This window comes from Microbispora siamensis, assembly GCF_016863095.1.
In the GTDB taxonomy this organism is placed as follows: Bacteria; Actinomycetota; Actinomycetes; order Streptosporangiales; family Streptosporangiaceae; genus Microbispora; species Microbispora siamensis.
Map to the genome: position 1 here is coordinate 115,823 of NZ_BOOF01000012.1, position 23,954 is coordinate 139,776.

Below are 23,954 nucleotides of genomic sequence, written 5' to 3' on the forward strand. Positions count from 1 at the left end.
CGGTGGGGTCCATGACCGATGACGGCGACACCCTTTACTCCCCGGGCGCGGAGGACGCGGTCGTCCTGGACGCGAAGGGCCTTCGCGCCCTCGCGCATCCGGTGCGCGTCCAGGTGGTGGGCCTGCTGCGCAAGCACGGCCCGTCGACGGCCACCCGGCTCGCCGAGTTGCTGAACATCAACTCCGGCGCGGCCAGCTACCACCTGCGCCGGCTCGCCGCCGCGGGCTTCGTGCAGGAGGACACCGAACGCGGGAACGCGCGCGAGCGCTGGTGGCGCGCGGTCCACCGGTCCACCTTCCTAAACGACCTGGACCTGGCCGAGCGGGAGCCCGAGGCCACGGTGGCCTACCTGCAGTCCGTCGCCGCCACCTACACCATGCGCACCCAGCGGGCGATCAACGAGCTCCAGACGATGCCGCGCGCGTGGCGCGCCGCATGCGACATGAGCGACTGGGCGCTGCGGCTGACCCCGCAGGAGGCCACCGCCCTGCGCGAGGAGCTGTGGGCGGTCGTCACGCGATACCGCCGCGACACTCCTGAGGCGGCGGGCGCCCCGGAAGGCGCGGAGCGGGTGTCGGTGATCGTGCAGATCCTGCCCGAACTGGACGCGGCCGCCGCCCAGGAAGACGACGCCCGATGACGGGCAAGGACGCGATCACCGGCGGTTCCTCTCGCGCGCGCAGGCTGCGGCCGCTGAGCGGGCTGCTCGCGGCGATGGCGGTCGCGTTGACCGGCACCCGGGTGTCGGCCATCGCGCTGCCGTGGTTCGTGCTGGTCACGACAGGCAGCGCCACCCAGACCGGGCTGGTGGCCTTCTGCGAGATGACTCCGTATGTGGTGGTCAAGGCGCTGACCGGACCGCTGGTGGACCGGGCCGGCCCGCGGGTCGTCTCCTGGAGCACCGACGCGGTCAGCGCGGCCGCCGCCGGCGCGATTCCCCTGCTGCACGCCGCGGGCGTGCTGTCCTTCCCCGTGCTGCTTGCCCTGGTCGCGGTCATCGGCGCCGTACGCGGCCCCGGCGACCTGGCCAAGCATGTGATGGTCCCGGACGCGGCCGAGCGCGCCGGCGTGCCGCTGGAGCGGGCGACCGGCCTGTCCGGTGTGACCGAGCGGCTGGCCTCGACCGTCGGACCGGCGGCCGGCGGCCTTCTCGTGGCCTTGCTGGGCCCGATGACCGGTCTCGTGCTCAACGCCGCGTGCTTCGTCCTCGGGTCGCTGATCATCTCGCTGGCCCTGCCGCGCGGCATGGGACGCCCGGCGGACGGCGCCCCGGCCGCTTCCGGCTACTGGCGGCGTTTCGGCGAGGGCTTCGCCTTCCTGCGCGGCGAGCCGCTGCTGCTCACCATCATCGTCATGGTCGGGATCACCAACCTGCTGGACGCGGCCTTCAGCACCGTCCTGCTGCCCGTGTGGGCTGAGCGGTCCGGCAACGGCCCGGCCGCGATCGGCCTGAGCAACGGCGTGTGGAGCGCCACGGCGGTCGCGGGAAGCCTGGTCGCCGCGGCCGTCGCGCACCGGATGCCGCGCCGGGCGGTGTTCTTCGCGGGTTTCCTGCTGGCCGGGGCGCCGCGGTTCCTGGTGCTGGCCGCCGACGCGCCGATGTGGGCGGTGCTGGGGGTGTTCGCGGTGAGCGGGGCCGGTGGGGGCTTCCTCAATCCGATCCTGGGGGCGATCACCTTCGAGCGGGTGCCGCACGGCCTGCGCGGCCGGGTCAACGCGCTGGGTGACGCGATGGCGTGGGCGGGCATCCCTCTGGGCGGGCTGATCGCCGGGGCGGCGGTGGCGTGGTCCGGGCTCGCGCCGGTGTTGCTGACGGCCGGCGCGGCGTACTTCCTGACCACCAACCTGGCCGCGCTGCTGCCGCAGTGGCGTGAGATGGACCGCCTGCGCGGCCGGGGCGCCCGGGAGTCCCGGGCGGCCGATCCGGCTCCCGTCGGCGGAGACGTCCTGTGAGGTGACCTCGTGCGCGGCGGCGGCCGGGACCGACGCCTATTCGTGTCCGGTGAACATGCCGATCAGGCTGTGGGGTGCGTCGTCGCCGAACATGAGCTCGTGGAGGTGGGCGGCGTCGGCGGCCTCCGCGGCGCTGCGGGGGAACAGGGCCTGCTCGTATTCGGTGAGCGCTGCCTCGGGGTCGCCGGGGTGCGCGGCGATGGCCTTGCCGAGTTCGGCGCCGTCGTACATGGCCAGGTTCGCGCCTTCGCCGGACGGGGGCATGAGGTGGGCGGCGTCGCCGAGCAGGGTCACGCCCGGCACGCGATCCCACCGGTGCCCGCTGGGCAGGGTGTTGAGGGGCCGCAGGACCGGCGCGGTGTCACTATCGGTGATCAGCGTGGTGAGCTCCGGCGCCCAGCCGTCGAACTCCCGCGCGATCCGTGCGATGGCCGCGGGTGGATCGGTGAAATCAATGGCGGCGAACCATTCCTGCGGTTTGCGGAGCGCCACGTAGGTGTGGAGGGTCCCGCCGCTCTCCCGGTGAGCCAGGATCGCCTTGCCCGGCGCGAGCGCGTACATCGCCCCGTCGCCGACCGCTTTCGCGCCGGCCGGGTGCCGGGTGTCGGCGTCGAACAGGTAGGTCTCGATGAACGACATGCCGACGTACTCGGGTGTGGCGTCGGAGAGCAGCGGCCGGACCCGTGACCACGCGCCGTCCGCGCCGACCAGCAGGCTCGTGACGACGGAGGTGCCGTCGGCGAAGGTCACCTCGTGGCGGCTGTCGCCGAGGGCGCGGACGTTGCCGGCCTTGTGACCCCATCGCACGGTGCCGGCCGGGAGCGAGTCGAGCAGCATCCGCCGCAGTTCGCCGCGCATCACCTCGGGGCGTCCGCCCGTGCCGTCGTCGGGTTCTTCGAACAGGACGGTCCCGTCGGGGGCGAGGGCCCGCGCCGCCTGGCGGCCCTCCAGAACGAGACCGCGGAACTCCTCGATCAGGCCCGCCGCCTGCAGGGCCGGTTGGCCGTTGTGGTCATGGATGTCGAGCATCCCGCCCTGGGCGCGTGCCGCCGGGGAGGACTCCGCCTCGTAGACGGCGGCCGGGATTCCGTGGACGTGCAGGACGCGGGCGAGCGTGAGGCCGCCGAGTCCGGCGCCGATGATCGTGACGTGAGTGGTCATGGTGCTTCCTTTCGGATCGCCGACCGCCGGGCGGGTACCCACGGGGTCACTCTGGAACGCCGTTCCAGCAGCCGCAGTGTGGAACGCCGTTCCATGCATTGTCAAGCTGGAATGGCGTTCCAAGACGTCTAAGATGGGCACATGGCAACCAGGACGCGTCGCCCGGAACGACGGCAGGAACCGCTCTCGCGGGAGCACATCGTCGGCGCCGCCGTCGAACTCCTCGACGCGGTGGGGGAGGACGGTCTCACGTTCCGTGCGCTGGCCGAGCGCCTCGCGACCGGCCCCGGGGCGATCTACTGGCACGTCAGGGGTAAGACCGAACTCCTCGCCGCGGCCACCGACGCCGTCGTCGCCGCCGCTGTGACCATCGAGCCCGCCGAGTCCGCCGAGTCCGCCGACTCGCCGCAGGACGGGATCCGCGCCGTCGCGCTCGGCCTGTTCGACGCGATCGAAGAACACCCGTGGCTTGCCACGCAGCTCGCGACCCAGCTCTCCCGCAGCCCCTGGGGAACGGTGGCGCCGCGGATCTTCGAAAGTATCGGCCGGCAGGTCTGCGCGCTGGGCGTGCCCGAGGAAAGCTGGTTCACGGCGACATCGGCGCTGATGCACTACATCCTCGGCGCCGCCGGCCAGAACGCCGCGAACACCGCGAGTGCCGGCACCGCCAGGCCCGATGTGGACCGCGCCGTTGTCCTCGACGCCGTATCGGCGGCGTGGGAAGGGCTCGACCCCGACGACTACCCGTTCACCCGAGCCGTGGCGAAACAGGTGCGCGGGCACGACGACCGCGAACAGTTCCTCGCCGGGATCGCTCTCATCCTCGCCGGCATCACCGCGATCCACTCACTCACCACGTAGCCGCCACGATCGGGCACTACGCCGGGCCGCCCGAGTCCGCACAACCCGGCCGGATCACCCGGCGTCTGGTCGCCTGCGCAGCCGGGCCGGGTCGACTGCGGCCCAAACGCCTCGCCGTCGACCGCGAGGGGTTCGCGGCTGGTGGCGAGCACACGCAGCCCTGGGCAGCGGGACAGCAGCGCCGCCACCAGGTGGGCCACGGCGTCGATCGACGGCGCGCAGCCCGATCCCGGCGAGCACGGCCGCGCCGACCTTGGCCGGCTCCGTGAGGCGCCCCCGGGCATGCCCGGCACCTGCGGACAGGCGGCGGGAACGGGCTCAATAGACTGGGCCAACGTGAATGCCAAGCCGCGTATCCCGAATGTCCTGGCCGCTCGTTACGCTTCGCCGGAGCTGGCCCGCCTGTGGTCTCCCGAGCACAAGGTGGTGCTGGAGCGCAGGCTCTGGCTTGCCGTGCTGAAGGCCCAGGCCGACCTCGGGATCGAGGTGCCCGAGCAGGCGATCGCCGACTACAAGAAGGTCGCCGAGCAGGTCGACCTGGCCTCCATCGCCGAGCGGGAGAAGGTCACCCGCCACGACGTGAAGGCCCGCATCGAGGAGTTCAACGCCCTGGCCGGGCACGAGCACGTGCACAAGGGCATGACCTCCCGCGACCTGACCGAGAACGTCGAGCAACTGCAGATCCGCGACAGCCTGCTGCTGGTGCGCGGCCGGGTCGTGGCGCTGCTGGCCCGCCTGGGCCGCCTGGCCGCCGAGCACTCCTCGACGGTCATGGCGGGGCGCTCGCACAACGTCGCCGCGCAGGCGACCACGCTCGGCAAGCGCTTCGCGACCGCCGCCGACGAGCTGCTGGTGGCCTACGAGCGGCTGGAGGACCTGCTGGAGCGCTACCCGTTGCGCGGGATCAAGGGCCCGGTCGGCACCGCGCAGGACATGCTCGACCTGCTCGGCGGTGCCGACCGGCTGGCCGCGCTGGAGGACCGCGTCGCCGCGCACCTGGGGTTCGCCCGCCGCTTCACCAGCGTCGGCCAGGTCTACCCCCGCTCGCTCGACTACGACGTGCTGACCGCGCTGGTGCAGTTGGCCGCCGCGCCGTCGTCCCTGGCCAAGACCATCCGGCTGATGGCCGGGCACGAGCTGGTCACCGAGGGCTTCAAGGAAGGCCAGGTCGGCTCGTCGGCGATGCCGCACAAGATGAACACCCGCTCCTGCGAGCGCGTCAACGGCCTGACCGTGATCCTGCGCGGGTACGCCTCGATGGCCGGGGAGCTCGCCGGCGACCAGTGGAACGAGGGCGACGTGTCGTGCTCGGTCGTCCGCCGGGTCGCCCTGCCCGACGCGTTCTTCGCCTTCGACGGCCTGGTGGAGACCATGCTGACCGTGCTGGACGAGTTCGGCGCGTTCCCGGCGGTCATCGAGGCCGAGCTGGGCCGCTATCTGCCGTTCCTCGCCACGACCAAGATGCTCATGGCGGCCGTGCGGGCCGGGGTCGGCCGCGAGACCGCCCACGAGATCATCAAGGAGCACGCGGTCGCCTCGGCGCTGGCCATGCGGTCGCGAGGCGCCGGCAACGAGCTGCTCGACCGGCTGGCCGCCGACGACCGTTTCCCGCTCGGCCGGGCCGAGCTCGACGCGCTGCTGGCCGACCGGGCCTCCTTCGCCGGCGCGGCCGCCGGTCAGGTGGCGGCCGTGACCACGCGGATCGGCGAGATCACCGCACGCCATCCGGACGACGCCGCCTACGCGCCGGGCGCGATCCTGTAGGGACGCGCGTGCGTGAGCTGGTGAGCGAGGCCGAGGTCGTCGCCGCCTCGGGAGACGACGACCTCGTCGTGTGGGCGGCGCAGGGCATGCGGCCCGGCGTACGCGCCTGGGCGTACGGGGACGCGGTGGCGGTGGCCAGCCCCGAGGCGTCGCGGCGCGACCGCCTGGCGGTGCGGGGCCCGGCCGCCCAGGTCGTCCCGCTCGTACGGCACGCCCTGGCCGAGGCCGGGCCGTCGTATCGGCCACTCGGCGACGCCGCGCTGATCGAACAGGTCGTCCAGGCCGCGCCGGAGCTGGAGCTCGCCGGCCACTTCTCCTGGATGGGCACCGAGAAGCTCGCGCCGCCCCGGCAGGAGACGAGCCAGGAGACGACGAGCAGGGAGGTGGGGGCCTCCTGGCTGGCGGAGTCCGCCGCCCCTGAGGTGGCCGAGCTGCTCGCCGCCGCCAACCCCGGCTCCTACGCCGTGCCGGGCCTGCCGCGCGTACGCCGGTGGGCCGGCGTACGGGACGGCTCGGGCGCCCTGCTGGCGGTCGCGGCCGACGCGTGGTCCGCGCCGACGGTGGGCCTGCTCGCCGGCGTCGCGACCGCCGCACCGGCGCGGGGACGCGGCCTGGGGGAGCGGGTGTGCCGGTTCGTGGCGTCCGCGCTGCTGGCGGAGCACGGCCGCGCGGCGCTGATGGTGGACGACTGGAACCGGGCGGCCGTCGCCGTCTACGAACGGCTCGGCTTCGCCCGCCGCCGCGTGGCCGCCGCCGGCCTGTACACCTGCACCTGAGCCATTCGGGGTCAGGCGGCGCGTGACGGGCCGATCAGGCGCGAGTTCAGCGCGGCCAGCACCTCGGGCAGGTCGCGCAGCGTGGTGATCCTCGTCACGGCGGGGGAGGAGGCGCCGGGCTCGGCGCGGTAGCGGTCGAGCCACACCCCGTGCAGCCCCGCCCGGGCAGGGGCGATCGCGTCGAACATGAGGTTGTCGCCGACCATGAGCACCTCCTGCGGGCGCAGGCCGAGCTTCGCCGCCGCCTCGTGGTAGCACTGCGGGGCGGGCTTGAACGCGCCGAGCGTGTCGGGCGTCAGGACCACCTCCATGCGGTCCATCAGCCCGATGCGGCGCAGCTTGGCCTCCTGCTGCACGGCCACGCCGTTGGTGAGGACACCCAGCACGGGGGCGTCGTCGAGGGCCGCCAGCGCGTCCAGCGTCTCGGGCACGTCGGGGAAGGCGGCCCAGGCCGACTCGTAGTGGGTCAGGAAGCGGGCGAACGCCGCGTCCGGGTCGGCCGGCTCGGGCAGCCCGAGCCGCCGGCAGAACTCGCGCAGCCGCCTGCGCCGCTGCTCGGCGAACGAGCACTCTCCGGCGTGCCAGGCGGGCAGGTGCTTGTCCTCCAGGTCGAGCCAGAGCGCCGGCGTCTCCGGCAGCAGCTCGTGACCGGGGCAGACCGACTCGGTCCAGCGGGTCGCGGCGTGTGCGACCGCCCGGCGATGATCGAAAAGGGTCTCGTCGAGGTCGAACAGAATGGCCCTGATCACGAGTCCCCATCCTGACAGAGGGCTGTTTCCGTCGCGTTTCCGGGTTGTGAAGCCCCCCAGGTGACAGGTAGGAAATTTCCTACCTATTATGGGGTCGTGGACGTCACCCCCACCGCCGTACGGCAGTCGTCGTCGCCGGCGGAAGACGAGATCTTCGCCGCACTCGCCAGCCCGGTGCGGCGCGAGGTGCTGCGCCTGCTCCGCGAGCGCGGCCCCCAGTCCGTGCAGGACCTGGCCTCCTGCTTCTCCATGGCCCGGCCCAGCTTCTCCGAGCACCTGCGGGTGCTGCGCGAGGCGGGGCTGGTCAGCGAACGCAGGGACGGCAGGCGCCGGCTCTACCGCCTGGAGCCCGTCCCGCTCGTCCGCGTCCGCGACTGGCTGGACCCCTACGAGCGGTTCTGGCGCGACCGGCTGTCCGCCCTGCGTCACCTGCTCGACGACACCGACACAGGAACCGGTGGCCGCCCGCACGACAGCGGCAGCGGCCCCCGGACGGACCAGGACGAGGAGAAACCATGACCGACCTCGACGACCCGACGGTGCTGCACTTGGACGAATACCTGGCGCACCCGCCCGCCCGGGTGTGGCAGGCCCTGACCGACCCCGGCCTGCTCGCCCAATGGTTCATGCCGGGCGACTTCCGCCTGAGCGTGGGCCACCGCTACACGATGCGCGGGACGGCCATGCCCGGCACCGGGTTCTCCGGCACCGTCCAGGCCGAGGTGCTGGCCTTCGAGCCCGAGCGCATGCTCCGCCTGGCCTGGCGCGACGCCGACCCCGGCAGCCCCAGCGCCGCCGACTGGACGATCACCTGGACGCTCGAACCCGAAGGCCGGGGCACCCGGCTGTTCCTGACCCACGAGGGCTTCGACCCCGGCAACGAGATGCAGCGGCGGGCCCGCTCCATCATGGACGGCGGATGGCGCCACCTGATGACGAACTCGCTCGCCGCCGTACTGTGAGGATCACCTGAGCCGACCACCGGGGGTCAGGCGTACACCTCCCCGAGACCCTTGTGGATCTCGTAGGTGCAGTCGTAGAACCGGCGGGTGATGTGCGCGCGGTGCCGTTCGGCCACGTCCATCGCCCGCTCGCCGTCCGCCGGGGCGCGCGAAGCGGGCTACCTGGCCGACCTGAGTAGCCCATGGGCTCTCCTCCCTTCCGGGCTCCAAGCCTGCGGTCTCACGCGGCGTGAGGGTCAACACGGGTGCGCCGCGATGAAAGTTTCCCGCCGGTTCACACGATTGACCAGCAGGAACGAGAGGGAGTTAGTTTGGGCGATTGACATATTCCGGAATGTGATTCTACGGTGCGGGGGCTCTCGCGCCGGCGCAGGCAATCCCGGGGCGAGCAGCGGTCCTCCCGTTCACCCAGCGCGTCCGAAGGAGCGCAGATGCCCCCCACACCCCCCGAAACAGCCCCAAGCCCGCCCCGGATCCGCCGCCGCACGGCGCGCGGAATCGCCGCCGTGGCGGCCGTGCCCCTGGCCGCCGTCGCGCTGCACACGGTGCCCGCCCGGGCGGCGGTGCCCGCGGCGGGCGGTACCTATCAGATCAGCGTCACCAAGAGCGGCATGTGCCTGGACGTCGTGTCCGGCTCGAAGGACAACGGCGCGCTGCTGCAGCAGTGGGGCTGCACCCCCGGCGCCGCCTGGCAGCAGTTCACCCTCAATTCCGCAGGGTCCGGTCTTTTCACAATTGTGAACGCTAACAGCGGCAAGTGCCTGGATGTCCCGGGCGCGTCGACCGCCTCCGGGACGCAGATCCAGCAGTGGGGCTGCGGCGACGGCCAGACCAACCAGCGGTGGCGCCTGGTGGCCTCCGGGTCGGGGACCTACCAGATCGTCAGCGTCTCCAGCGGGCTGTGCCTGAGCGACAAGGGCGCCTCCACCTCCTCCGGCGCCGCCGTCATCCAGGAGACCTGCACCGCCAACACCAACAAACAATGGCTGTTCACCCCCGTCGCCGCTCAAGGCACGGCGACGGTGGCCGCAGACGGCACCGGCAAGTACCGCACGGTCCAGGCCGCGATCGACGCGGTGCCCGCGAACAACGGCAGCCGCGTGGTCATCACGATCAAGCCCGGCACCTACCGGGAGATCGTCACGATCCCGGCCAACAAGCCCTACATCACCCTGCAGGGCCTCGGGTCGTCGGCCAAGGACGTCGTGATCGTCAACAACCACTCCGCCGGCACCTACGGCACCTTCAACAGCGCCACCGCCTTCGTCAACGGGCACGACGCCGCCCTCACCAACCTGACGGTCTCCAACGACTTCGACGAGAACACGAGCAGCACCGGCCAGCAGGCCGTCGCCCTGAACCTCAACGCCGACCGGGCGGTCCTGTCGAACGTGCGGCTGCTCGGCGACCAGGACACCTTCCTGGTCAACGCGTCGGCCCGCGCCTACATGACCGGCTCCTACGTCGAGGGCACCGTCGACTTCATCTTCGGCGACGGCACGATCGTGATCAACAACTGCGACATCTACGAAAAGCGCAGCACCGGCGGGCCGATCACCGCCGCCAGGACCGACGCCGGCAAGACCTACGGCTTCCTGATCTACAAGTCCCGGATCTCCGGCGCCACGGCGAACACCACCCAGCTCGGCCGCCCGTGGGGGCCGAACGCCCAGGTCCTCTACCGGGAGTCGACGCTCAGCTCCACGATCAAGACCTCACAGCCCTGGACCGACATGTCCGGCAACTCCTGGAAGAACGCCCGCTTCTTCGAGTACAAGAACACCGGCGCCGGCGCCACGGCGAACTCCAACCGGCCGCAGATGAGCGACTCCCAGGCGGCGAACTACACCCCGCAGAAGTACCTGGCCGGATCCGACGGCTGGAACCCGATCGGCTGACCCCCTGGCTCCGAGGAACAGACATGCGTGTCACCACACTCCGGGCCGCCGCCGTGGCGGCCGTGCCCCTGGCCGCCGTCGCGCTGCACACGGTGCCCGCCCGGGCGGCGGTGCCCGCGGCGGGCGGTACCTATCAGATCAGCGTCACCAAGAGCGGCATGTGCCTGGACGTCGTGTCCGGCTCGAAGGACAACGGCGCGCTAGTGCAACAGTGGGGCTGCACCCCCGGCGCCGCCTGGCAGCAGTTCACCCTCAATTCCGCCGGATCGGGGATCTACACCCTGGTCAACGTCAACAGCGGCCGGTGCCTCGACGTGCCCAGCGGGTCCACCACCTCGGGGGTGCAGATCCAGCAGTGGGGCTGCGGCGACGGCACCAAGACCAACCAGCAATGGCGCCTGACCGCCTCGGGAAGCGGCACCTACCAGATCGTCAACGTCGCCAGCGGGCTGTGCCTGAGCGACAAGGGCGCCTCCACCTCCTCCGGCGCCGCCGTCATCCAGGAGACCTGCACCGCCAACACCAACAAGCAATGGCTGTTCACCCCCGTCTCCGGAACCGGGGGTCGTACGTGGTCGGACAAGGCCGACGGGTTCGCCGGGACCAGCGGCATGGGCGACAGCACCACCACCGGCGGCGCGGCCGGCGCCACGGTCACCGTCACCACCTACGCCGACCTGGTGAAGTACGCCGCCGCGAGCCAGCCGTACGTCATCAAGGTGAACGGCGCGATCACCGTCTCCCCGTACGGCACGGAGATCAAGGTCGCGTCCGACAAGACCATCATCGGGGTCGGCAGGAACGGACAGATCGTCCACGGCGGATTCAACCTCAACAACGTGCACAACGTGATCATCCGCAACCTGACCATCCGCGACGCGCAGATGGCCGACGACGACCCGGACGACAAGGTCTACGACTACGACGGCATCCAGATCGACACCTCGCACCACGTCTGGATCGATCACTGCTCCATCACCCGGATGAACGACGGCCTCATCGACAGCCGCATGGACACCACCTACCTGACCGTGTCCTGGAACATCCTGTCGGAGGAGCACAAGGCCTTCGGCATCGGCTGGACCGACAACGTCACCGCGCGCATGACCATCCATCACAACTGGATGCACGACAACGGCATCCGCAACCCCAGCACCGACAACGTCGCCTACGCCCACCTCTACAACAACTACATGCAGAACATCACCGGCTACGGCAACTACTCGCGTGGCGGGACGAAGATGGTGCTCGAGAACAGCTACTTCGACAACGTCAAGGATCCCTACTACCGGGACGACACCGCCCAGCTGAAGCAGAGCGGCAGCATCGTGGTCAACTCCAGCGGGCAGCAGGAGACCGGCGGCTCGGCGTTCACCCCGAGCTCGTTCTACTCCTACACCCTCGACCCCGCCGCGGACGTCCCGTCCATCGTGAAGACCTACGCCGGCCCCCAGGCGAACATCGGCGTGTGAACACCCGGCCGCCGGGGGCTCCTCGCGCCCCCGGCGGCGCTCACCGCGACACCCGGCGCAGCAGTTGCCGCACTCGTGCGGCCTCTCGGGTGAGGTGGTCGCGTTCCGGCACGCTGGTGGCGGCGCGGGAGGCCTCGGCGTACAGCTCGGCGGCGCGCTGCAGGTCGCCGGCGCGTTCGTGCAGGTACGCCGTCACCGCGGCGTAGCGGGGCAGACCGGGGTCCACGCCGGCCAGCGCCGCCAGCCCGGCCTGCGGCCCGTCGGCCTCGCCGACCGCCACCGCGCGGTTGAGCCGCACCACCGGGCTGCCGGTGAGGAGCAGCAGTTCGTCGTACCACTCCACGATCTGCACCCAGTCCGTCTCACAGACGCTGCGGGCGTCGGCGTGCAGGGCGGCGATCGCGGCCTGCGCCTGGTATTCGCCCAGCCGGTCGCGGGCCAGCGCGGCCTGCAGGATCGTCACCCCCTCGGCGATCAGGCCGGTGTCCCAGCGCGACCGGTCCTGCTCGGCGAGGGGCACCAGGCGACCACCCGGACCGGTGCGCGACGCGCGACGCGCGTGGTGCAGCAGCATGAGCGCGAGCAGCCCGGCGGCCTCGGGCTCGCCGGTCAAGGCGACGAGCTGGCGGGTCAGGCGGATCGCCTCGGCCGCCAGGTCGACGTTTCCTCCGTACCCCTCGTTGAAGACGAGGTAGAGCACCCGCAGCACCGTCCCGAGATCGCCGGGCTGGTCGAGCGGCAGCCCCGCGATCTTCCGCTTGGCCCGGCTGATCCGCTGCGCCATCGTCGCCTCGGGGACGAGGTGGGCCGCCGCGATCTGCCGGGTGGTCAGGCCGCCGACCGCGCGCAGCGTCAGCGCGACGGCCGAGCTCTGCGGCAGGGTGGGGTGCGCGCACAGGAAGTACAGCCGCAGGGTGTCGTCGGTGGCGGGCGCAGGACCGGCGGGAGGCTCGGCCTCCACGGTCAGTTCCCGCCCCCGCCGCGACGCCTCGGCACGCGCGGCGTCCAGGAACCTGCGCCAGGCGGCCGCGACGAGCCAGGCCTTCGGATCGCGCGGCGGATCGCCGGGCCAGGTCTCCAGCGCCCGGATCAGGGCCTCCTGCACGGCGTCCTCGGCCGACGCGAAGTCGGCTCCGCGGCGGACGAGGACACCGATCACCGCGGGTACGAGCTCCCGCACCAGCGACTCGTTCACTCGGTGACCGTGGGCGGCTCGGTGAGGAACGGCCGGACCTCGAGCCACTCGTGGATCGGCTCGCCGCGGGGCCCGGGAGCGGCCGACAGCTCCCCGGCCAGCTCGACCGCGCGATCCCACGAGTCCACGTCGATGATCATCCAGCCCGCGATGAGGTCCTTGGTCTCGGCGAACGGGCCATCGGTCACCGGCGGGCGCCCCTCGCCGTCGTACCGTACGAACGTGCCCTCGGGTGACAGCGCCTGTTCGCCGACGTACTCACCCGTCTCCTCCAGGCGGGCGGCGAAGTCGCGCATGTACTGGATGTGCGCGTCGACCTCCTCCGGCGTCCACTGGTCCAGCGACCCGTAGTCGACGACGGGGGCCGGACCACCTCGGTAGTGCTTCAGCAGCAGGTACTTCACGGTGGTTCTCCTTCTTGTCGCGCGGCCCGTCGTGGCCGCTCCTGCCCCTGGGACGGAGCCGGCACGGCATTCTCGACACCCGGCGCGACAACTTTCCCAGAAATTCCGCGGTGGACTCTCCCACGGGGGGAGAGGCCATGCTGAGGCACGTGAACGACGACCTTCTGTCGATCGGGCAGTTCGCCCGCCTCGCCCGGCTCAGCGTCAAGCAACTGCGCCACTATGCCACGCTCGGCCTGCTCGAACCCGCCTGGATCGACCCCGCCAGCGGCTACCGCTACTACCGGGCCGCCCAGGCCCGCGACGCGCTCGCCATCGGCCTGCTGCGCTCCCTCGACGTTCCCCTGCCCGTCGTCGCGGCCGTCCTGTCCGGCACCCGGGACACGGGGGAAACCGGGGAAGGGGACTCCGCCGCCGCCGCGCTCGCCCGGGTCAGGGACGACCTGGAGGCCGAACTCGCCCGGCGCAGGCGCACCCTCAAGAGCCTCGAACGCATCCTCGCCACCGGCCTGCCGGGCGCCGAGGTCACCCTCGTCACCGAACCCCCGCGCCCCGCGATCGTCGTCCGCGACCTGGCGGCCACCCCCGAGGACATCGGCCGGGCCACCTCCGCCTGCGTCGCCCGCCTGATGGCCGCCGCGCCACCCGCACCCGCCCTGGTCGGGCTGTTCCCGCTCGACTACGGCGAGTCCATCCCCGTCGCCGTCGCCCTCACCGGCACCGGCCTGCCGCAGGTCCCCGGCGCCGACCCCGCGATCCTGCCCGGCGGCACGTTCGCCACCGCCGCCCACGTCGGCCCCTACGACCAGATCTCGCTCACCGCCCACGCCCTGCTCGCCTGGTGCGCGGAACGCGGGCACGCCCCTGCCGGCCCCCTCCGCGAGGCCTACGTCTCCGACCCCGCGACCACCCCGCCCGAGCGGCTGGTCACCCACCTGATGATCCGACTGGAGGATGAGGAATGACCTGGTATTCCGCCGCCGACACCCCCGAGCTCGCCGACTTCGGCCCCGTCACGGGACTCGGCGTCACCGGACGCGGCGCGCCCGGCGGTGCCGCGCACATCGCCGCGATCACCGCCCTGTACGCCGTCGCGGGACCCCTCACCGGCCTCGCCGGAGGACTGCCCATGCCCGTGCTCGAAGGCCGCTGGTGGGTCGAGGACACCACCCGCCACCCCCTCGACGTCCCCAGGGACGAATGGCACTGGCACCTGTTCCTCCGCCTGCCCGACGACCTCGACCCCGCCCTCGCCGACCAGGCCCGCGAGGCCGCCCGCCCCGCCCCCGGCATCGACGCCGTCCAGCTCGTCACCTTCACCGACGGGCGGTGCGTCCAGATGACCCACCACGGCTCCTTCGCCGAGGAACCGAAATCGCTCGCGCTCATGGACGAGTTCATGAGCGCCCACGGCCTCGTCCCGGCCGGCCTCCACCACGAGATCTACCTGAGCGGCCTCCAGGAGACCGACCCCACGGCCCTGCGCACCATCCTGCGCCAGCCCGTACGCGCCGCCCAGGGCTAGGCGTCCGGCGCGGCCTGGCCGTCGCCCCCGGCCCGGCCGCGCCTGCGACGCAGCAGCGGATGCGACCCCATCGCCACCTCCAGCTCCCCGGGCAGGTCGTCCCGGTAACGGCCCAGCGTCGACAGATCGCTGTGCCCCAGCACCCGCCGCACCGCGTCCATGTCCGTGCCGTCCGCCAGCAGGTGCGTCGCCGTCGTGTGCCGCAACCCATGCGGCGTCACCGCCCGGCGCCGCCCGGGATCCACCCGCCGCTGCACCCGGTCGATGACCGCCTGCACATCCCCCCGCGCCAGCCGCCTGCCCCGCCACGACAGCAACAGGGCCTTCTCGCCGTCTGCGCCCGCCCGCACCGCCAGGTACGCGTCGAGCGCCGCCGCCACGGCATCGGGCAGCGGGACGTCCCTGGTGCGCCCGCCCTTGCCGAAGATGCGCCAGTAACGCACCCCGTCGTTGGTGTAGAAGTCCTCCACGTTGGCCCGCACCAGCTCCGACACCCGCGGGCCCAGCGTGGTCAGCAGCAGCACCACCAGCGCGTCACGCACCTCCGTCCGCTGGTCGGCCCGCCGGCGGCGCCCCGCGCCGGAACCGGCCGCCTCCGCGGACGGGGCGGCGGGCGAGCCTGCCGCCTCGATCAGGCCCTCGGCCTGCTCCCGGGTCAGCGCACGGCGCTCCGGCCGCAGCCCGCCCCGCTCCCGCGCCCGCACCGACGAGGCGGCCATCGGATCCAGATGCACCCATCCCGCCGACGTGGCGTGGCGGAACAACGCCGACACCGACCGGCGGAACCTCGCCTGCGACGCCGCGCTCTGCCCTGCGTCCTTCCCCCTGTCTTTCCCCGTGCCCTTCCCCTGGGCGTCGCTCTTCCTGCGCTCGTCCGGCTTGCGCGCGAAGGCCAGCAGCACCGCGTCCACGTCCTCACCGGTCAGGTCGTCCAGCACCCGGTCCGGCCCGGCCAGCCGTACGAACGTGGCCACGTCCCGCGCGTACACCTCCGCCGTGGCGGGCGACAGCGCACCGGTCACCGTCTTGGCCCGGACCAGCTCCACATAACGGTCCCCGGCCTCCTGCACGGTCAGCCTGTTCACCTGTACGGGCAGCATGATCGACACCGTACCGAGCCGCACCGACAGCAAACGCCGCGCGGCGACGGCCTCCTACGCCTCGCCGCCCTCCGCGTCGACGGCGTCGATCGCCTCGACGAACCGTTCGGCCTCCGACTGGCCCATCCCCGTCTCGCCGCGCACCAGGAACACCGCCTGCTCGCCGCGTCCGGCCGCCTTCAGCCCCCGCACCCGCGACGCCAGATCCGGCCGCGCGTGGCCCGGGGCCACCGGCAGCGGCCGCCCGGAGGCCAGGGCCTCCGCCAGGTCCTTGGCCTCCTTCAGGCCCAGCCCGGTCTGCTCGCGGATCAGCTTGATCGCTTCGACCTTCTTGTTGTCGGCGTACAGCTCCCGCACCCGGTGCTGCAGGTCGGCCGAGACCGGCGGCAGCAGCCCGGGGCTGCGCCACGCCAGCGGCCCGGCGGGGCGGGCACCGGCCCGCACGGCGGCGAGCCCCACACCGAGAAGCGCGATCACGATGACGGCGAGGACCAACAGCTCGAACGGACCTATGTTGGGCATGCGGTGATCGTAAACCCCGCCCCACGGGACAGTCAGCCCCATCCGCCGCTCTCGGTGGCGCTCCACCCGTGCCGGATAGGGCCTTCGTTCCTGCCGGCCCGCGAGGAGACCTCCGGATGAGGGGCCCGCGTCCCGCGCCCACGGGGGAGGCCGGCATCGGGAGTCCTCTGCTCCCGATCCCGGCCTCCCCTGCGCCTCACTGGAACCTGCGCCTCACTGGAACCTGTGCCTCACTGGAACGAGATGGAGTCGATGGTGATGGTGCTGCTGCCGCCGTACCAGAAGCCCATCGCGAACTGCCCGGGGGAGGCGCGGTTGACGCCGTTCGCGGACATCGGGATCTTGATGTCCTGGTACGCCGTCGTGATCGCCGGGTGGCCGCCGCCGTCGAGCGTGAAGTCGCCGAAGACCTTGGTCACCCCGCCGAGGCCGACGTTGAAGTGGGCCTGCTCGCCTCCCGTCGCGCCCTTGATGCGGATGACGAGATAGGTGTACGCGGACAGGTCGGTGTTCACGTCGCTGCCGAACCAGCCGCAGTTGTCGTACCGCAGGCTGAGCGCCCCGCCGGACACGGCGCCGGAGCCGCCGCCGTTGAGGAAGCAGTTGCCCCCGGTCCATTTGCCGAGGTCGTTGCGCGCGGCGGACGGGTACGCGGGGTCGCCGTCGAAGTCGTCCAGCACGAGGCCCGCGGTCGATGACGGGAGGGTGACGACGGTGACGGGCGCCGACGCGGCGGAGGTGTTGCCCGCGGCGTCGTACGCCTTCACGGTGTAGGTGTAGGAGGTCGCGGGGTTCAGTCCGGTGTCGGTGAAGGACGTCGACTGGGAGGTCCCGGCCTCGGTGGAGCCGCGGTAGATCCGGTATCCGGCCACGCCGACGTTGTCGGTGGACGCCGTCCAGGACAGCGTGACCGAGTTCGCGGTGCGCGACGGGGAGGCCAGCCCGGTGGGCGCGCTGGGCGCCGTGGTGTCCTGCCCGCCGCCGGTGCCGACGGTGACCGCGCCGAGGCCGAGCCAGCCGTCGGCGCCCTGGGTGGCGTTGGCGAAGCGCAGCTTCTTGGCGTTCGCGGAGACGGCTTCCAGCGGGTTCTTCACCCGCAGGACCCACTGGTAGCTCCCGCTGGGCACGCCGGACAGGTTCACCCCGGTCTGGAAGTACTGCGGGTAGCCGTAGTCCAGATAGGCAGGGTCCGGCCCCTTGCCCCAGTCGGGGAACGCGCGGATCTTGAGCGGCATGACCGTGCGGAGGTCCCAGGACGTGTCGAAGGTCTTGACCACGGTCCCGGCGCCGTTCTTCAGGCCGAGGGTGACCGTCCACGGGTAGTAGAACGGCGCCACGCCGTTGTTGCGGATCCGCACGCCCACGTTCGCGGTCCCGCTCGCCGTGTTGGTGAAGTAGGCGTTGTCGACGGTCAGGTCGTAGCCCATGAGCCGGACGGCGGCCGCGACGTTCGGGTCACCCGGCGCGTAGCTCTGGCTGCCTTCGTTGATCTTCCAGGTGGTGTGCTCCAGCTCGATGCAGGCCTTCATGTCGTCGACCTGCCCGGAGCCGCCGGGCCAGGAGGCGAACGCCGAGGACTGGATCTCGGGCCGGACCTCGCCACCCATCGAGTCGGTGATCCACTTGTTCTCCGCGCCCGCGTCGAGGGCCCGCTGGAGCTGGGCGTAGCCGGCCCCGCCGAGCGACCGCGGCAGCGTGACGCCGGCCAGAGGCGAGCCTTCCCGGTAGCAGAAGGAGTCGTCGTGGTATCCGATGTCCCGGTTGGTGGCCGCGCCCGCCGCCGAGTCGGGGTAGCGGATCTCCAGCTTGGTCTTGGCGAACGCGTTGTCGTACGCCTGGACGATCTGCGCGGCGTGCGCGTCGGTCGGCATGAAGTTCGGGTAGGTGTCGCCGCTGGTGTCGGTGTCGAACGGCCAGGTGTGCCACTCGCCCCACAGCCCGATCAGGCCCAGGTGGATGAACCCGATGCGCGGGTCGCCGTCGTACCGGGCGCCGAACGCCGCGATGAAGTCCTTCAGCGCGCCGAGCAGGTAGGGGCTGTCGTAGTCCGGGCTGGTGGTGCCCCAGAAGGTGTTGGTCCGGTAGGTGACGTGCCCGTCGAAGCAGTGGGGGATGGCGTTGCCGGGATGGCTTCCGCTGCCGCCGGGATACTCCAGGTAGAACCGCACGGCCGCCTGGTTGCCGTACGAGGCGATCTCGTTCAGCGCGTTGTCGAGGATCGACCAGTTGTACTTCGAGCAGTCGGCCGGGTCGGTCATCACCTCCGACAGGCCGAAGTAGCTCCACATGAGGGAGTGCGGGTAGCCGGTGTTCTCGTCGCTGCCCGGCCAGTAGAAGCGGGCGAACCCCTTGAGCGGGTTGTCCAGCGGCGCGGGCGCGGACGCTAGCGGATGCGCCTGCAGCGACGGGTCGGGTGAGGCGGGAGCCGGGGGCCGGAGCGGCGCCCCGGCCGCGACCGGCGCGAACGCCCGCGCCTGAGCGGCCGGCATCAGGGCCGTCGACAGGGCCAGCGCGACGGCGGCGAGGGCCGTGAGGGCCCGCCTCATCGGCAGGGCAAGGGCAGGCATGGGTGAGGAACCTCCGGGATACGTTGGCGGCAGGAGCCTGAGGCGGGCCGGTGAAGACCCGTCACATGGGGGTTGACCTGGAACGGAAGGGTTCGGGGACGCTGCCGTACGCTCGCCAAGATATGAGGAGCTATTGACAAACTTCCGATGCCTCACATCATTATTCGGGAGTCACCACGTGACAAGAGGGCAATTTCACCGATCGCCGAGGACGATGATGAAAACGATGCGGGCCGAGGAACGGTCGCAGGTCGCCGAGCCGAGCGATACCGGCGCACCCGGGCGAGAACGGGCCCGGCCGCGTGACGACCGCCGGGCGGCGTGGCTGTTCCTGATCCCCGCGCTCACCGGCTTCGTGGTCTTCTTCGGCTATCCGACCGTCCGGGGGTTCTGGTACTCCCTGACCGACTACAACCTGCTCAGCGCCCCCGCGTTCGTCGGCGGGGACAACTACGCCCAGCTCGTGCGCGATCCGCAGTTCTGGCACTCGCTCGCGGTCACCGTGTACTACGTCGTGCTCAACATCGGCTCGCAGATGCTGCTCGCGCTGGTCCTGGCCGCGCTCATGCACCGCCTCACCCGGTCGGTGATGCTCCGCGCGATGCTGCTGCTGCCGTGGCTGGTGCCGAACGTCACCGTCGGCCTGATCTGGATCTGGCTGCTCGACGCCGACCTCGGCTTCGTCAACCACCTGCTCAAGGCGCTCGATCTCGGCACGGTCGGCTTCTTCGTCTCACCCGACTGGGCCATGCCGACGATCGCGATGGTCAACACCTGGGCGTACACCGGCTACACCGCGCTCCTGCTGTACGCCGGCATGCTGCAGATCCCAGGGCACCTGTACGAGAGCGCCGCCCTCGACGGCGCCGGCGAGCTGCGGATGTTCCGCTCGATCACCCTGCCGATGCTGCGGCCCGTCCTCGCCCTGGTGCTGGTGGTGTCGCTGATCGGCTCGTTCCAGATCTTCGACACGGTCGCGGTGGCGTCCAAGGGCAGCGGAGCCGGCAGCGCGATCAGGGTCATCTACTACTTCATCTACCAGCAGGCCTTCCAGTACTTCCACATGGGCTACGCCTCGGCGGCGGCACTCGCGCTCGCGCTCGTCCTCGGCGTGCTCACGGTCGTGCAGATGCGGCTGCTGCGGGCGTCCCGCTCGGACCTGGCCTGAGGAGGCGACACGTTGCGGCGCAACTCGAAGATCGGCCGGCTGCCGGCCTGGGCAATCCTGGCCGTGGCCCTCGTGCTCACCCTGTTCCCCTTCTACTGGATGGTCCGTACGGCCCTCACCCCGGCCGCCGACCTCTACGCCGACAGCGGCGCCCTGTTCCCGCGGCACCCGACGACGGTGAACTTCCTGCGCATCCTCGGGCTCACCAGCCAGGAGGAGGCCCGCGCGGCGGGCGGCTCGGGCGCGCGGCTCGACTTCGCCCGCTACCTGCTCAACTCGGTCGTCTACAGCGGCCTGATCGCGACGCTGCAGACCTTCTTCTGCGCCATGGCCGGGTACGCGTTCGCCCGGCTGCGCTTCCCCGGGCGGGAGGTCGTCTTCGGCGTCATGATCGCCGCGCTCATGGTGCCGCCGATCTTCACGCTGCTGCCCAACTTCGTGCTGGTGAAGAACCTCGACCTGGTCGGCACCTTCGCCGGGATGGTGGCCCCGACGATCCTGATGACCCCGTTCGCCGTCTTCTTCCTGCGGCAGTTCTTCCTGTCCATCCCGCGCGAGGTGGAGGAGGCGGCCCGGCTGGACGGCAACGGCCCCTGGGGCGTGTTCTGGCGCATCGTGCTGCCGATGAGCCGCGGGCCGCTGATCACCATCGGGCTCACCACCACCGTGTGGGCGTGGAAGGACTACCTGTGGCCGCTGCTGGTCGGGCGCGAGGAGCAGACCCGCGTCCTCACCGTCGCGCTCGGCGTCTTCCTGCAGCAGTCGCCCAACACCCGCCCGGACTGGACCGGGCTCATGGCCGGGTCGACCCTCTCGGTCCTGCCGGTCCTGCTCCTGCTGGTCTTCCTCGGCCGGCGGCTGGTCCAGTCGCTCAACTTCTCCGGGATCAAATAACCCCCCTGCAAGAGAGGCACCAACCCATGAACACCACCAAGCGGGCAGGCACGGCGCTGCTGTCGCTGGCACTCGCCGGAACGCTCGCCGCCTGCGGGTCCGGCGGCGGCCAGGCGCAGGACGACGCGGCCGGCGGCAACGTCACGATCGACTACTGGCTCTGGGACGACAACCAGCAGGCGTCCTACCAGGCCTGCGCCGACGCCTTCCACACGGCCAACCCGAACATCACCGTCAAGATCACCCAGACGGCGTGGGACCAGTACTGGCAGAACCTCACCACCCAGCTCGCCGCCGGCCAGGCCCCGGACGTGTGGACCGACCACGTCTCCTACTACCCCCAGTTCGTCTCCAGCGGGCAGATCCTCGACATCCAGCCGTACGTCACCCGCGACAAGGTGGACCTGACCCAGTACCAGGACGGCCTGCCCGACCTGTGGGTGAAGGACGGCAAGCGGTTCGGCCTGCCCAAGGACTGGGACACCGAGGCGCTCGTCTACAACAGCGCCATGCTCGCCGACCAGGGGATCAAGCCGGACGAGATGGCGAACCTCACCTGGAACCCCGCCGACGGCGGCACCCTCCAGCAGGTCATCGCCAAGCTCACCGTCGATGAGAAGGGGCACAACGGCCTCGACCCGGCGTTCGACAAGAACCACGTCAAGGTGTACGGCTTCCTGCCGGAATGGGCCGACGGGTCGCAAGGCCAGAACGGCTGGGGCGACCTGGCCGTGGCCAACGGGTGGACGTACCTGGACAAGAACCCCTGGGGAACGCACTACAAATACGACGACCCCAAGCTCGCCGAGACCATCGACTGGTTCAAGCAACTCATCGACAAGGGCTACGCGCCGAAGTTCGACAAGCAGTCCACCCTCGGCCGCGACGCGGTGATGACCGCGGGCAAGGGCGCGATGACCTTCGCCGGATCGTGGACCATCAACACCTACCTCGGCCCCGACGCCAAGCAGAAGTTCGCCCTCGCCCCGGTGCCCGTCGGCCCGGCCGGCACGCGCACGACCGCCATCAACGGCCTGTCGGACGCGATCTTCGCCGGCACCCCGCACAAGGAGGAGGCCTGGAAGTGGGTGAAGTTCCTCGGCTCGGCCGACTGCCAGAACATCGTCGCCGGCAACGCCGTCGTCTTCCCCGCGATCAAGACGGCCAGCGGCAAAGCCGCGGCCGCCCACCAGGCCAAGGGACGTGACGTGCACGCCTACCTCGACCCGACCAAGACGCCGGGCGGCACCTTCCTGCTGCCCATCACCGACCACGGCAACGAGGTGAGCCAGATCGTGCAGGACGCCATCCAGTCGGTCATCCTCGGCCAGGCCGGCGCCGCGGACGCACTGAAGAAGGCCAACGACCAGGTCAACGCGCTGTTCACCTGAGACCCCCGCACCAACGGAAAAAGGAGCATCATGCCGCTGCTCGTCGAGCTGGCAGGCCGTACCGTAGCCGTTGAGCCGACCGGCTCCGAGCCACCCCAGAAGATCGAGGGCGGGGTCGTGCTGCCGCCGGGCCGGGTGGCCGTGCTGCACGGCCTCGGCGACGCGTTGTTCTACCGGCACGGGCAGAACTCCTGGAGCCCGTGCGGCTGGCGGCGGCTGTCGGAGCCGCCGCTGCGCATCGCCGACCCGCGGCGCCGCGTCACCGCCGACGACCCCGCCTGGGACGACCCGTCCCGCCACCACTCCTCGGCCGTCGCCGCCCTGCAGGGCGACGACGGGCGGGTCCTGCTGCTCGGCGCGCTCGGCATCGGCACCCCGCGCCTGGCCGCCGACCACGACACGCTCGCCGGCTGGTACGAAGACGACGGGGCGCCGTGGTTCCTCGCCTACGGCGAAGAGGAGGAGGTCTTCGGCGCCTACACCCGCGCGCTCGCCGACCGGCTCGGCAGCCGCGACCGGCGCGCCGGCAACGTCTGGTGCAGCTGGTACGCCTACTACGAGGGCATCACCGAGGCGGGCCTGGCCGAGGACATCGCCGCGCTGAAGGGGCTGCCCTTCGACGTGGTGCAGGTCGACGACGGCTGGGAGGAGATGGTCGGCGACTGGGAGCCGAACGCCAAGTTCCCGTCCGGGATGCGCGCGCTCGCCGGCCGGATCGCCGACGCCGGGATGACACCGGGGCTGTGGCTGGCGCCGTTCATCGTCCTGCCGGGCTCGCGCACCGCCCGCGAGCGGCCCGAACTGCTGCTGCGCGACGAACGGGGCGAACCCGTGGTCGCCGGCTACAACTGGGGGAGCGGCTACTGGGCGCTGGACCTGTCCCGCGCCGACGCGCTCGACCACGTGGAGCGGCTCATCCGGCGGGTCGTGCACGAGTGGGGCTTCGGCTACCTCAAGCTCGACTTCGTCAACGCCGGCGCCGCCCCCGGAGTACGGAAGGACGGCATCGGGCGCGAGCAGGCCTACCGGCAGGCGCTGGAGCTGATCAGGCAGACCGCGGGACAGGAGGTGTACCTGCTGGGGAGCGGCGCGATCCTGCTGCCCTCGCTCGGCCTGCTCGACGGGCTGCGCAGCGGGCCGGACGTGGCGCCGATGTGGCAGAACTACGCCAGCGACGACCCGTCCGACGCGATGGCGCGCAACGCCGTGGTCAACACGCTGCACCGGCTGTGGCACGCGTCGCTGGCCGAGGTCGACCCCGACGTCGTCTACTTCCGCAGCCGCCTCAACCTGCTCACCGACCAGCAGCTCGGCTGGCTGCGCGACCTGGCCACGGTGTGCGGCTTCCGCGCGGTGTCCGACCCGCCGGGGTGGCTGCGCGCGGAGGAGCTGGCGGACATGACGGCGTACCTGTCGGCCCGCCCCGCCGTCGAACGCAAGGGCCGCTACGTGTTCGCCGTCGACGGGCGCGAGGTGGACTTCGGCCCCGCCGTCCAACCCGGCGGCCAGTTGTATCCGATCTCCTGACTTCCCACTACTCTTTTGTAAAGAGCGCAGCATTATTCCGCGCAGCATCATTCAGGGGATCGCA

The 23,954-nt window shown here is 71.6% G+C and carries 23 protein-coding genes; 15 read left to right on the top strand and 8 right to left on the bottom strand.

Going from position 1 to position 23,954, the window contains the following annotated elements; translation table 11 throughout:
* Positions 1-11: 11 nt before the first annotated feature.
* Together Msi02_RS12950 and Msi02_RS12955 are read left to right on the top strand one after the other, a co-directional pair.
* On the top strand, positions 12-641 hold the full coding sequence (locus Msi02_RS12950; protein WP_204048572.1) for an ArsR/SmtB family transcription factor: 630 nt from the start codon (positions 12-14) through the stop codon (positions 639-641).
* On the top strand, positions 638-1,954 hold the full coding sequence (locus Msi02_RS12955) for an MFS transporter (RefSeq protein WP_204048573.1): 1,317 nt from the start codon (positions 638-640) through the stop codon (positions 1,952-1,954). The genes Msi02_RS12950 and Msi02_RS12955 overlap by 4 nt, the downstream gene beginning before the upstream one ends.
* A gap of 36 nt (positions 1,955-1,990) precedes the next feature.
* On the opposite strand, the gene Msi02_RS12960 is transcribed toward Msi02_RS12955, so the two are convergent.
* Positions 1,991-3,115 (bottom strand): FAD-dependent oxidoreductase, encoded by a 1,125-nt coding sequence (locus Msi02_RS12960; protein WP_204048574.1) that lies wholly within the window; start codon positions 3,113-3,115, stop codon positions 1,991-1,993.
* A gap of 141 nt (positions 3,116-3,256) precedes the next feature.
* Between Msi02_RS12960 and Msi02_RS12965 the strand changes: the two genes are divergently transcribed.
* The 3 genes from Msi02_RS12965 to Msi02_RS12975 all read left to right on the top strand — a co-directional run bounded on the left by Msi02_RS12965 (position 3,257) and on the right by Msi02_RS12975 (position 6,516).
* On the top strand, positions 3,257-3,976 hold the full coding sequence (locus Msi02_RS12965; RefSeq protein WP_204048575.1) for a TetR/AcrR family transcriptional regulator: 720 nt from the start codon (positions 3,257-3,259) through the stop codon (positions 3,974-3,976).
* Between the two features lie 336 nt (positions 3,977-4,312).
* A complete protein-coding gene (gene purB, locus Msi02_RS12970) occupies positions 4,313-5,740 on the top strand; it encodes an adenylosuccinate lyase (RefSeq protein WP_204048712.1) in 1,428 nt (475 codons plus the stop codon).
* Between the two features lie 8 nt (positions 5,741-5,748).
* Complete coding sequence (locus Msi02_RS12975; RefSeq protein WP_204048576.1) at positions 5,749-6,516, top strand: GNAT family N-acetyltransferase; 768 nt, start codon at positions 5,749-5,751, stop codon at positions 6,514-6,516.
* Between the two features lie 11 nt (positions 6,517-6,527).
* Here Msi02_RS12975 and Msi02_RS12980 read toward each other — a convergent pair whose 3' ends face one another.
* Positions 6,528-7,265 (bottom strand): HAD family hydrolase, encoded by a 738-nt coding sequence (locus tag Msi02_RS12980; protein WP_204048577.1) that lies wholly within the window; start codon positions 7,263-7,265, stop codon positions 6,528-6,530.
* A gap of 96 nt (positions 7,266-7,361) precedes the next feature.
* Between Msi02_RS12980 and Msi02_RS12985 the strand changes: the two genes are divergently transcribed.
* The gene (locus Msi02_RS12985; protein WP_204048578.1) at positions 7,362-7,784 is read left to right on the top strand and encodes an ArsR/SmtB family transcription factor; all 423 of its coding nucleotides are present in this window, start codon (positions 7,362-7,364) and stop codon (positions 7,782-7,784) included.
* Positions 7,781-8,227 carry an SRPBCC family protein gene (locus tag Msi02_RS12990; protein ID WP_204048579.1) on the top strand — a complete coding sequence of 149 codons (447 nt, stop codon included), beginning with the start codon at positions 7,781-7,783 and terminating at the stop codon, positions 8,225-8,227. The genes Msi02_RS12985 and Msi02_RS12990 overlap by 4 nt, the downstream gene beginning before the upstream one ends.
* A gap of 26 nt (positions 8,228-8,253) precedes the next feature.
* Here the strand turns inward: Msi02_RS12990 and Msi02_RS12995 are convergent, their stop codons facing one another.
* Complete coding sequence (locus Msi02_RS12995) at positions 8,254-8,349, bottom strand: TipAS antibiotic-recognition domain-containing protein (RefSeq protein ID WP_204048580.1); 96 nt, start codon at positions 8,347-8,349, stop codon at positions 8,254-8,256.
* A gap of 309 nt (positions 8,350-8,658) precedes the next feature.
* Between Msi02_RS12995 and Msi02_RS13000 the strand changes: the two genes are divergently transcribed.
* Positions 8,659-10,125 (top strand): pectinesterase family protein, encoded by a 1,467-nt coding sequence (locus tag Msi02_RS13000; protein WP_204048581.1) that lies wholly within the window; start codon positions 8,659-8,661, stop codon positions 10,123-10,125.
* Between the two features lie 23 nt (positions 10,126-10,148).
* Positions 10,149-11,597, top strand: coding sequence for an RICIN domain-containing protein (locus tag Msi02_RS13005; protein ID WP_204048582.1), 1,449 nt, complete (start codon positions 10,149-10,151; stop codon positions 11,595-11,597).
* Positions 11,598-11,637: 40 nt separating this feature from the next.
* Here the strand turns inward: Msi02_RS13005 and Msi02_RS13010 are convergent, their stop codons facing one another.
* Both Msi02_RS13010 and Msi02_RS13015 read right to left on the bottom strand, forming a co-directional pair.
* Positions 11,638-12,792 carry an RNA polymerase sigma factor gene (locus Msi02_RS13010; RefSeq protein ID WP_204048583.1) on the bottom strand — a complete coding sequence of 385 codons (1,155 nt, stop codon included), beginning with the start codon at positions 12,790-12,792 and terminating at the stop codon, positions 11,638-11,640.
* Positions 12,789-13,196: a YciI family protein gene (locus tag Msi02_RS13015; RefSeq protein WP_079321047.1), complete on the bottom strand. Its 408-nt coding sequence runs from the start codon at positions 13,194-13,196 to the stop codon at positions 12,789-12,791. The genes Msi02_RS13010 and Msi02_RS13015 overlap by 4 nt, the downstream gene beginning before the upstream one ends.
* Before the next feature lie 137 nt (positions 13,197-13,333).
* On the opposite strand from Msi02_RS13015, the gene Msi02_RS13020 reads away from it, so the two are divergent.
* Complete coding sequence (locus tag Msi02_RS13020; protein ID WP_079321046.1) at positions 13,334-14,161, top strand: MerR family transcriptional regulator; 828 nt, start codon at positions 13,334-13,336, stop codon at positions 14,159-14,161.
* The gene (locus tag Msi02_RS13025) at positions 14,158-14,721 is read left to right on the top strand and encodes a GyrI-like domain-containing protein (RefSeq protein WP_204048584.1); all 564 of its coding nucleotides are present in this window, start codon (positions 14,158-14,160) and stop codon (positions 14,719-14,721) included. Before Msi02_RS13020 ends, Msi02_RS13025 begins: the two co-directional genes overlap by 4 nt.
* Here Msi02_RS13025 and Msi02_RS13030 read toward each other — a convergent pair.
* The 3 genes from Msi02_RS13030 to Msi02_RS43935 all read right to left on the bottom strand — a co-directional run bounded on the left by Msi02_RS13030 (position 14,718) and on the right by Msi02_RS43935 (position 18,910).
* Positions 14,718-15,821 (bottom strand): tyrosine-type recombinase/integrase, encoded by a 1,104-nt coding sequence (locus tag Msi02_RS13030; protein ID WP_204048585.1) that lies wholly within the window; start codon positions 15,819-15,821, stop codon positions 14,718-14,720. The genes Msi02_RS13025 and Msi02_RS13030 overlap by 4 nt on opposite strands.
* 54 nt (positions 15,822-15,875) lie before the next feature.
* Positions 15,876-16,343, bottom strand: coding sequence for a ribosomal protein L7/L12 (locus Msi02_RS13035; RefSeq protein ID WP_204048586.1), 468 nt, complete (start codon positions 16,341-16,343; stop codon positions 15,876-15,878).
* A gap of 230 nt (positions 16,344-16,573) precedes the next feature.
* Positions 16,574-18,910: a fibronectin type III domain-containing protein gene (locus Msi02_RS43935; protein ID WP_275414126.1), complete on the bottom strand. Its 2,337-nt coding sequence runs from the start codon at positions 18,908-18,910 to the stop codon at positions 16,574-16,576.
* A gap of 226 nt (positions 18,911-19,136) precedes the next feature.
* Between Msi02_RS43935 and Msi02_RS13045 the strand changes: the two genes are divergently transcribed.
* The 4 genes from Msi02_RS13045 to Msi02_RS13060 are packed head-to-tail and all read left to right on the top strand — an operon-like array spanning position 19,137 to position 23,890.
* Positions 19,137-20,078 (top strand): carbohydrate ABC transporter permease, encoded by a 942-nt coding sequence (locus tag Msi02_RS13045; protein WP_204048587.1) that lies wholly within the window; start codon positions 19,137-19,139, stop codon positions 20,076-20,078.
* A gap of 12 nt (positions 20,079-20,090) precedes the next feature.
* On the top strand, positions 20,091-20,972 hold the full coding sequence (locus Msi02_RS13050) for a carbohydrate ABC transporter permease (RefSeq protein WP_204048588.1): 882 nt from the start codon (positions 20,091-20,093) through the stop codon (positions 20,970-20,972).
* A 26-nt stretch (positions 20,973-20,998) separates the two neighbouring features.
* Positions 20,999-22,363 carry an ABC transporter substrate-binding protein gene (locus tag Msi02_RS13055; RefSeq protein WP_204048589.1) on the top strand — a complete coding sequence of 455 codons (1,365 nt, stop codon included), beginning with the start codon at positions 20,999-21,001 and terminating at the stop codon, positions 22,361-22,363.
* A 30-nt stretch (positions 22,364-22,393) separates the two neighbouring features.
* Complete coding sequence (locus tag Msi02_RS13060) at positions 22,394-23,890, top strand: glycoside hydrolase family 36 protein (RefSeq protein WP_204048590.1); 1,497 nt, start codon at positions 22,394-22,396, stop codon at positions 23,888-23,890.
* Positions 23,891-23,954: the final 64 nt, after the last annotated feature.

Coding starts and splice junctions, on each gene's coding strand:
- Msi02_RS13005 (WP_204048582.1), top strand. CDS start 10,149: ATGCGTGTCACCACACTCCGGGCCGCCGCCGTGGCGGCCGTGCCCCTG.
- Msi02_RS13000 (WP_204048581.1), top strand. CDS start 8,659: ATGCCCCCCACACCCCCCGAAACAGCCCCAAGCCCGCCCCGGATCCGC.
- Msi02_RS13020 (WP_079321046.1), top strand. CDS start 13,334: ATGCTGAGGCACGTGAACGACGACCTTCTGTCGATCGGGCAGTTCGCC.
- Msi02_RS13030 (WP_204048585.1), bottom strand. CDS start 15,821: ATGCTGCCCGTACAGGTGAACAGGCTGACCGTGCAGGAGGCCGGGGAC.
- Msi02_RS43935 (WP_275414126.1), bottom strand. CDS start 18,910: ATGCCTGCCCTTGCCCTGCCGATGAGGCGGGCCCTCACGGCCCTCGCC.
- Msi02_RS12960 (WP_204048574.1), bottom strand. CDS start 3,115: ATGACCACTCACGTCACGATCATCGGCGCCGGACTCGGCGGCCTCACG.
- Msi02_RS12990 (WP_204048579.1), top strand. CDS start 7,781: ATGACCGACCTCGACGACCCGACGGTGCTGCACTTGGACGAATACCTG.
- Msi02_RS13060 (WP_204048590.1), top strand. CDS start 22,394: ATGCCGCTGCTCGTCGAGCTGGCAGGCCGTACCGTAGCCGTTGAGCCG.
- Msi02_RS13055 (WP_204048589.1), top strand. CDS start 20,999: ATGAACACCACCAAGCGGGCAGGCACGGCGCTGCTGTCGCTGGCACTC.
- Msi02_RS12955 (WP_204048573.1), top strand. CDS start 638: ATGACGGGCAAGGACGCGATCACCGGCGGTTCCTCTCGCGCGCGCAGG.
- Msi02_RS13025 (WP_204048584.1), top strand. CDS start 14,158: ATGACCTGGTATTCCGCCGCCGACACCCCCGAGCTCGCCGACTTCGGC.
- Msi02_RS12950 (WP_204048572.1), top strand. CDS start 12: ATGACCGATGACGGCGACACCCTTTACTCCCCGGGCGCGGAGGACGCG.
- Msi02_RS13045 (WP_204048587.1), top strand. CDS start 19,137: ATGCGGGCCGAGGAACGGTCGCAGGTCGCCGAGCCGAGCGATACCGGC.
- Msi02_RS12995 (WP_204048580.1), bottom strand. CDS start 8,349: ATGGACGTGGCCGAACGGCACCGCGCGCACATCACCCGCCGGTTCTAC.
- Msi02_RS13035 (WP_204048586.1), bottom strand. CDS start 16,343: ATGCCCAACATAGGTCCGTTCGAGCTGTTGGTCCTCGCCGTCATCGTG.
- Msi02_RS12965 (WP_204048575.1), top strand. CDS start 3,257: ATGGCAACCAGGACGCGTCGCCCGGAACGACGGCAGGAACCGCTCTCG.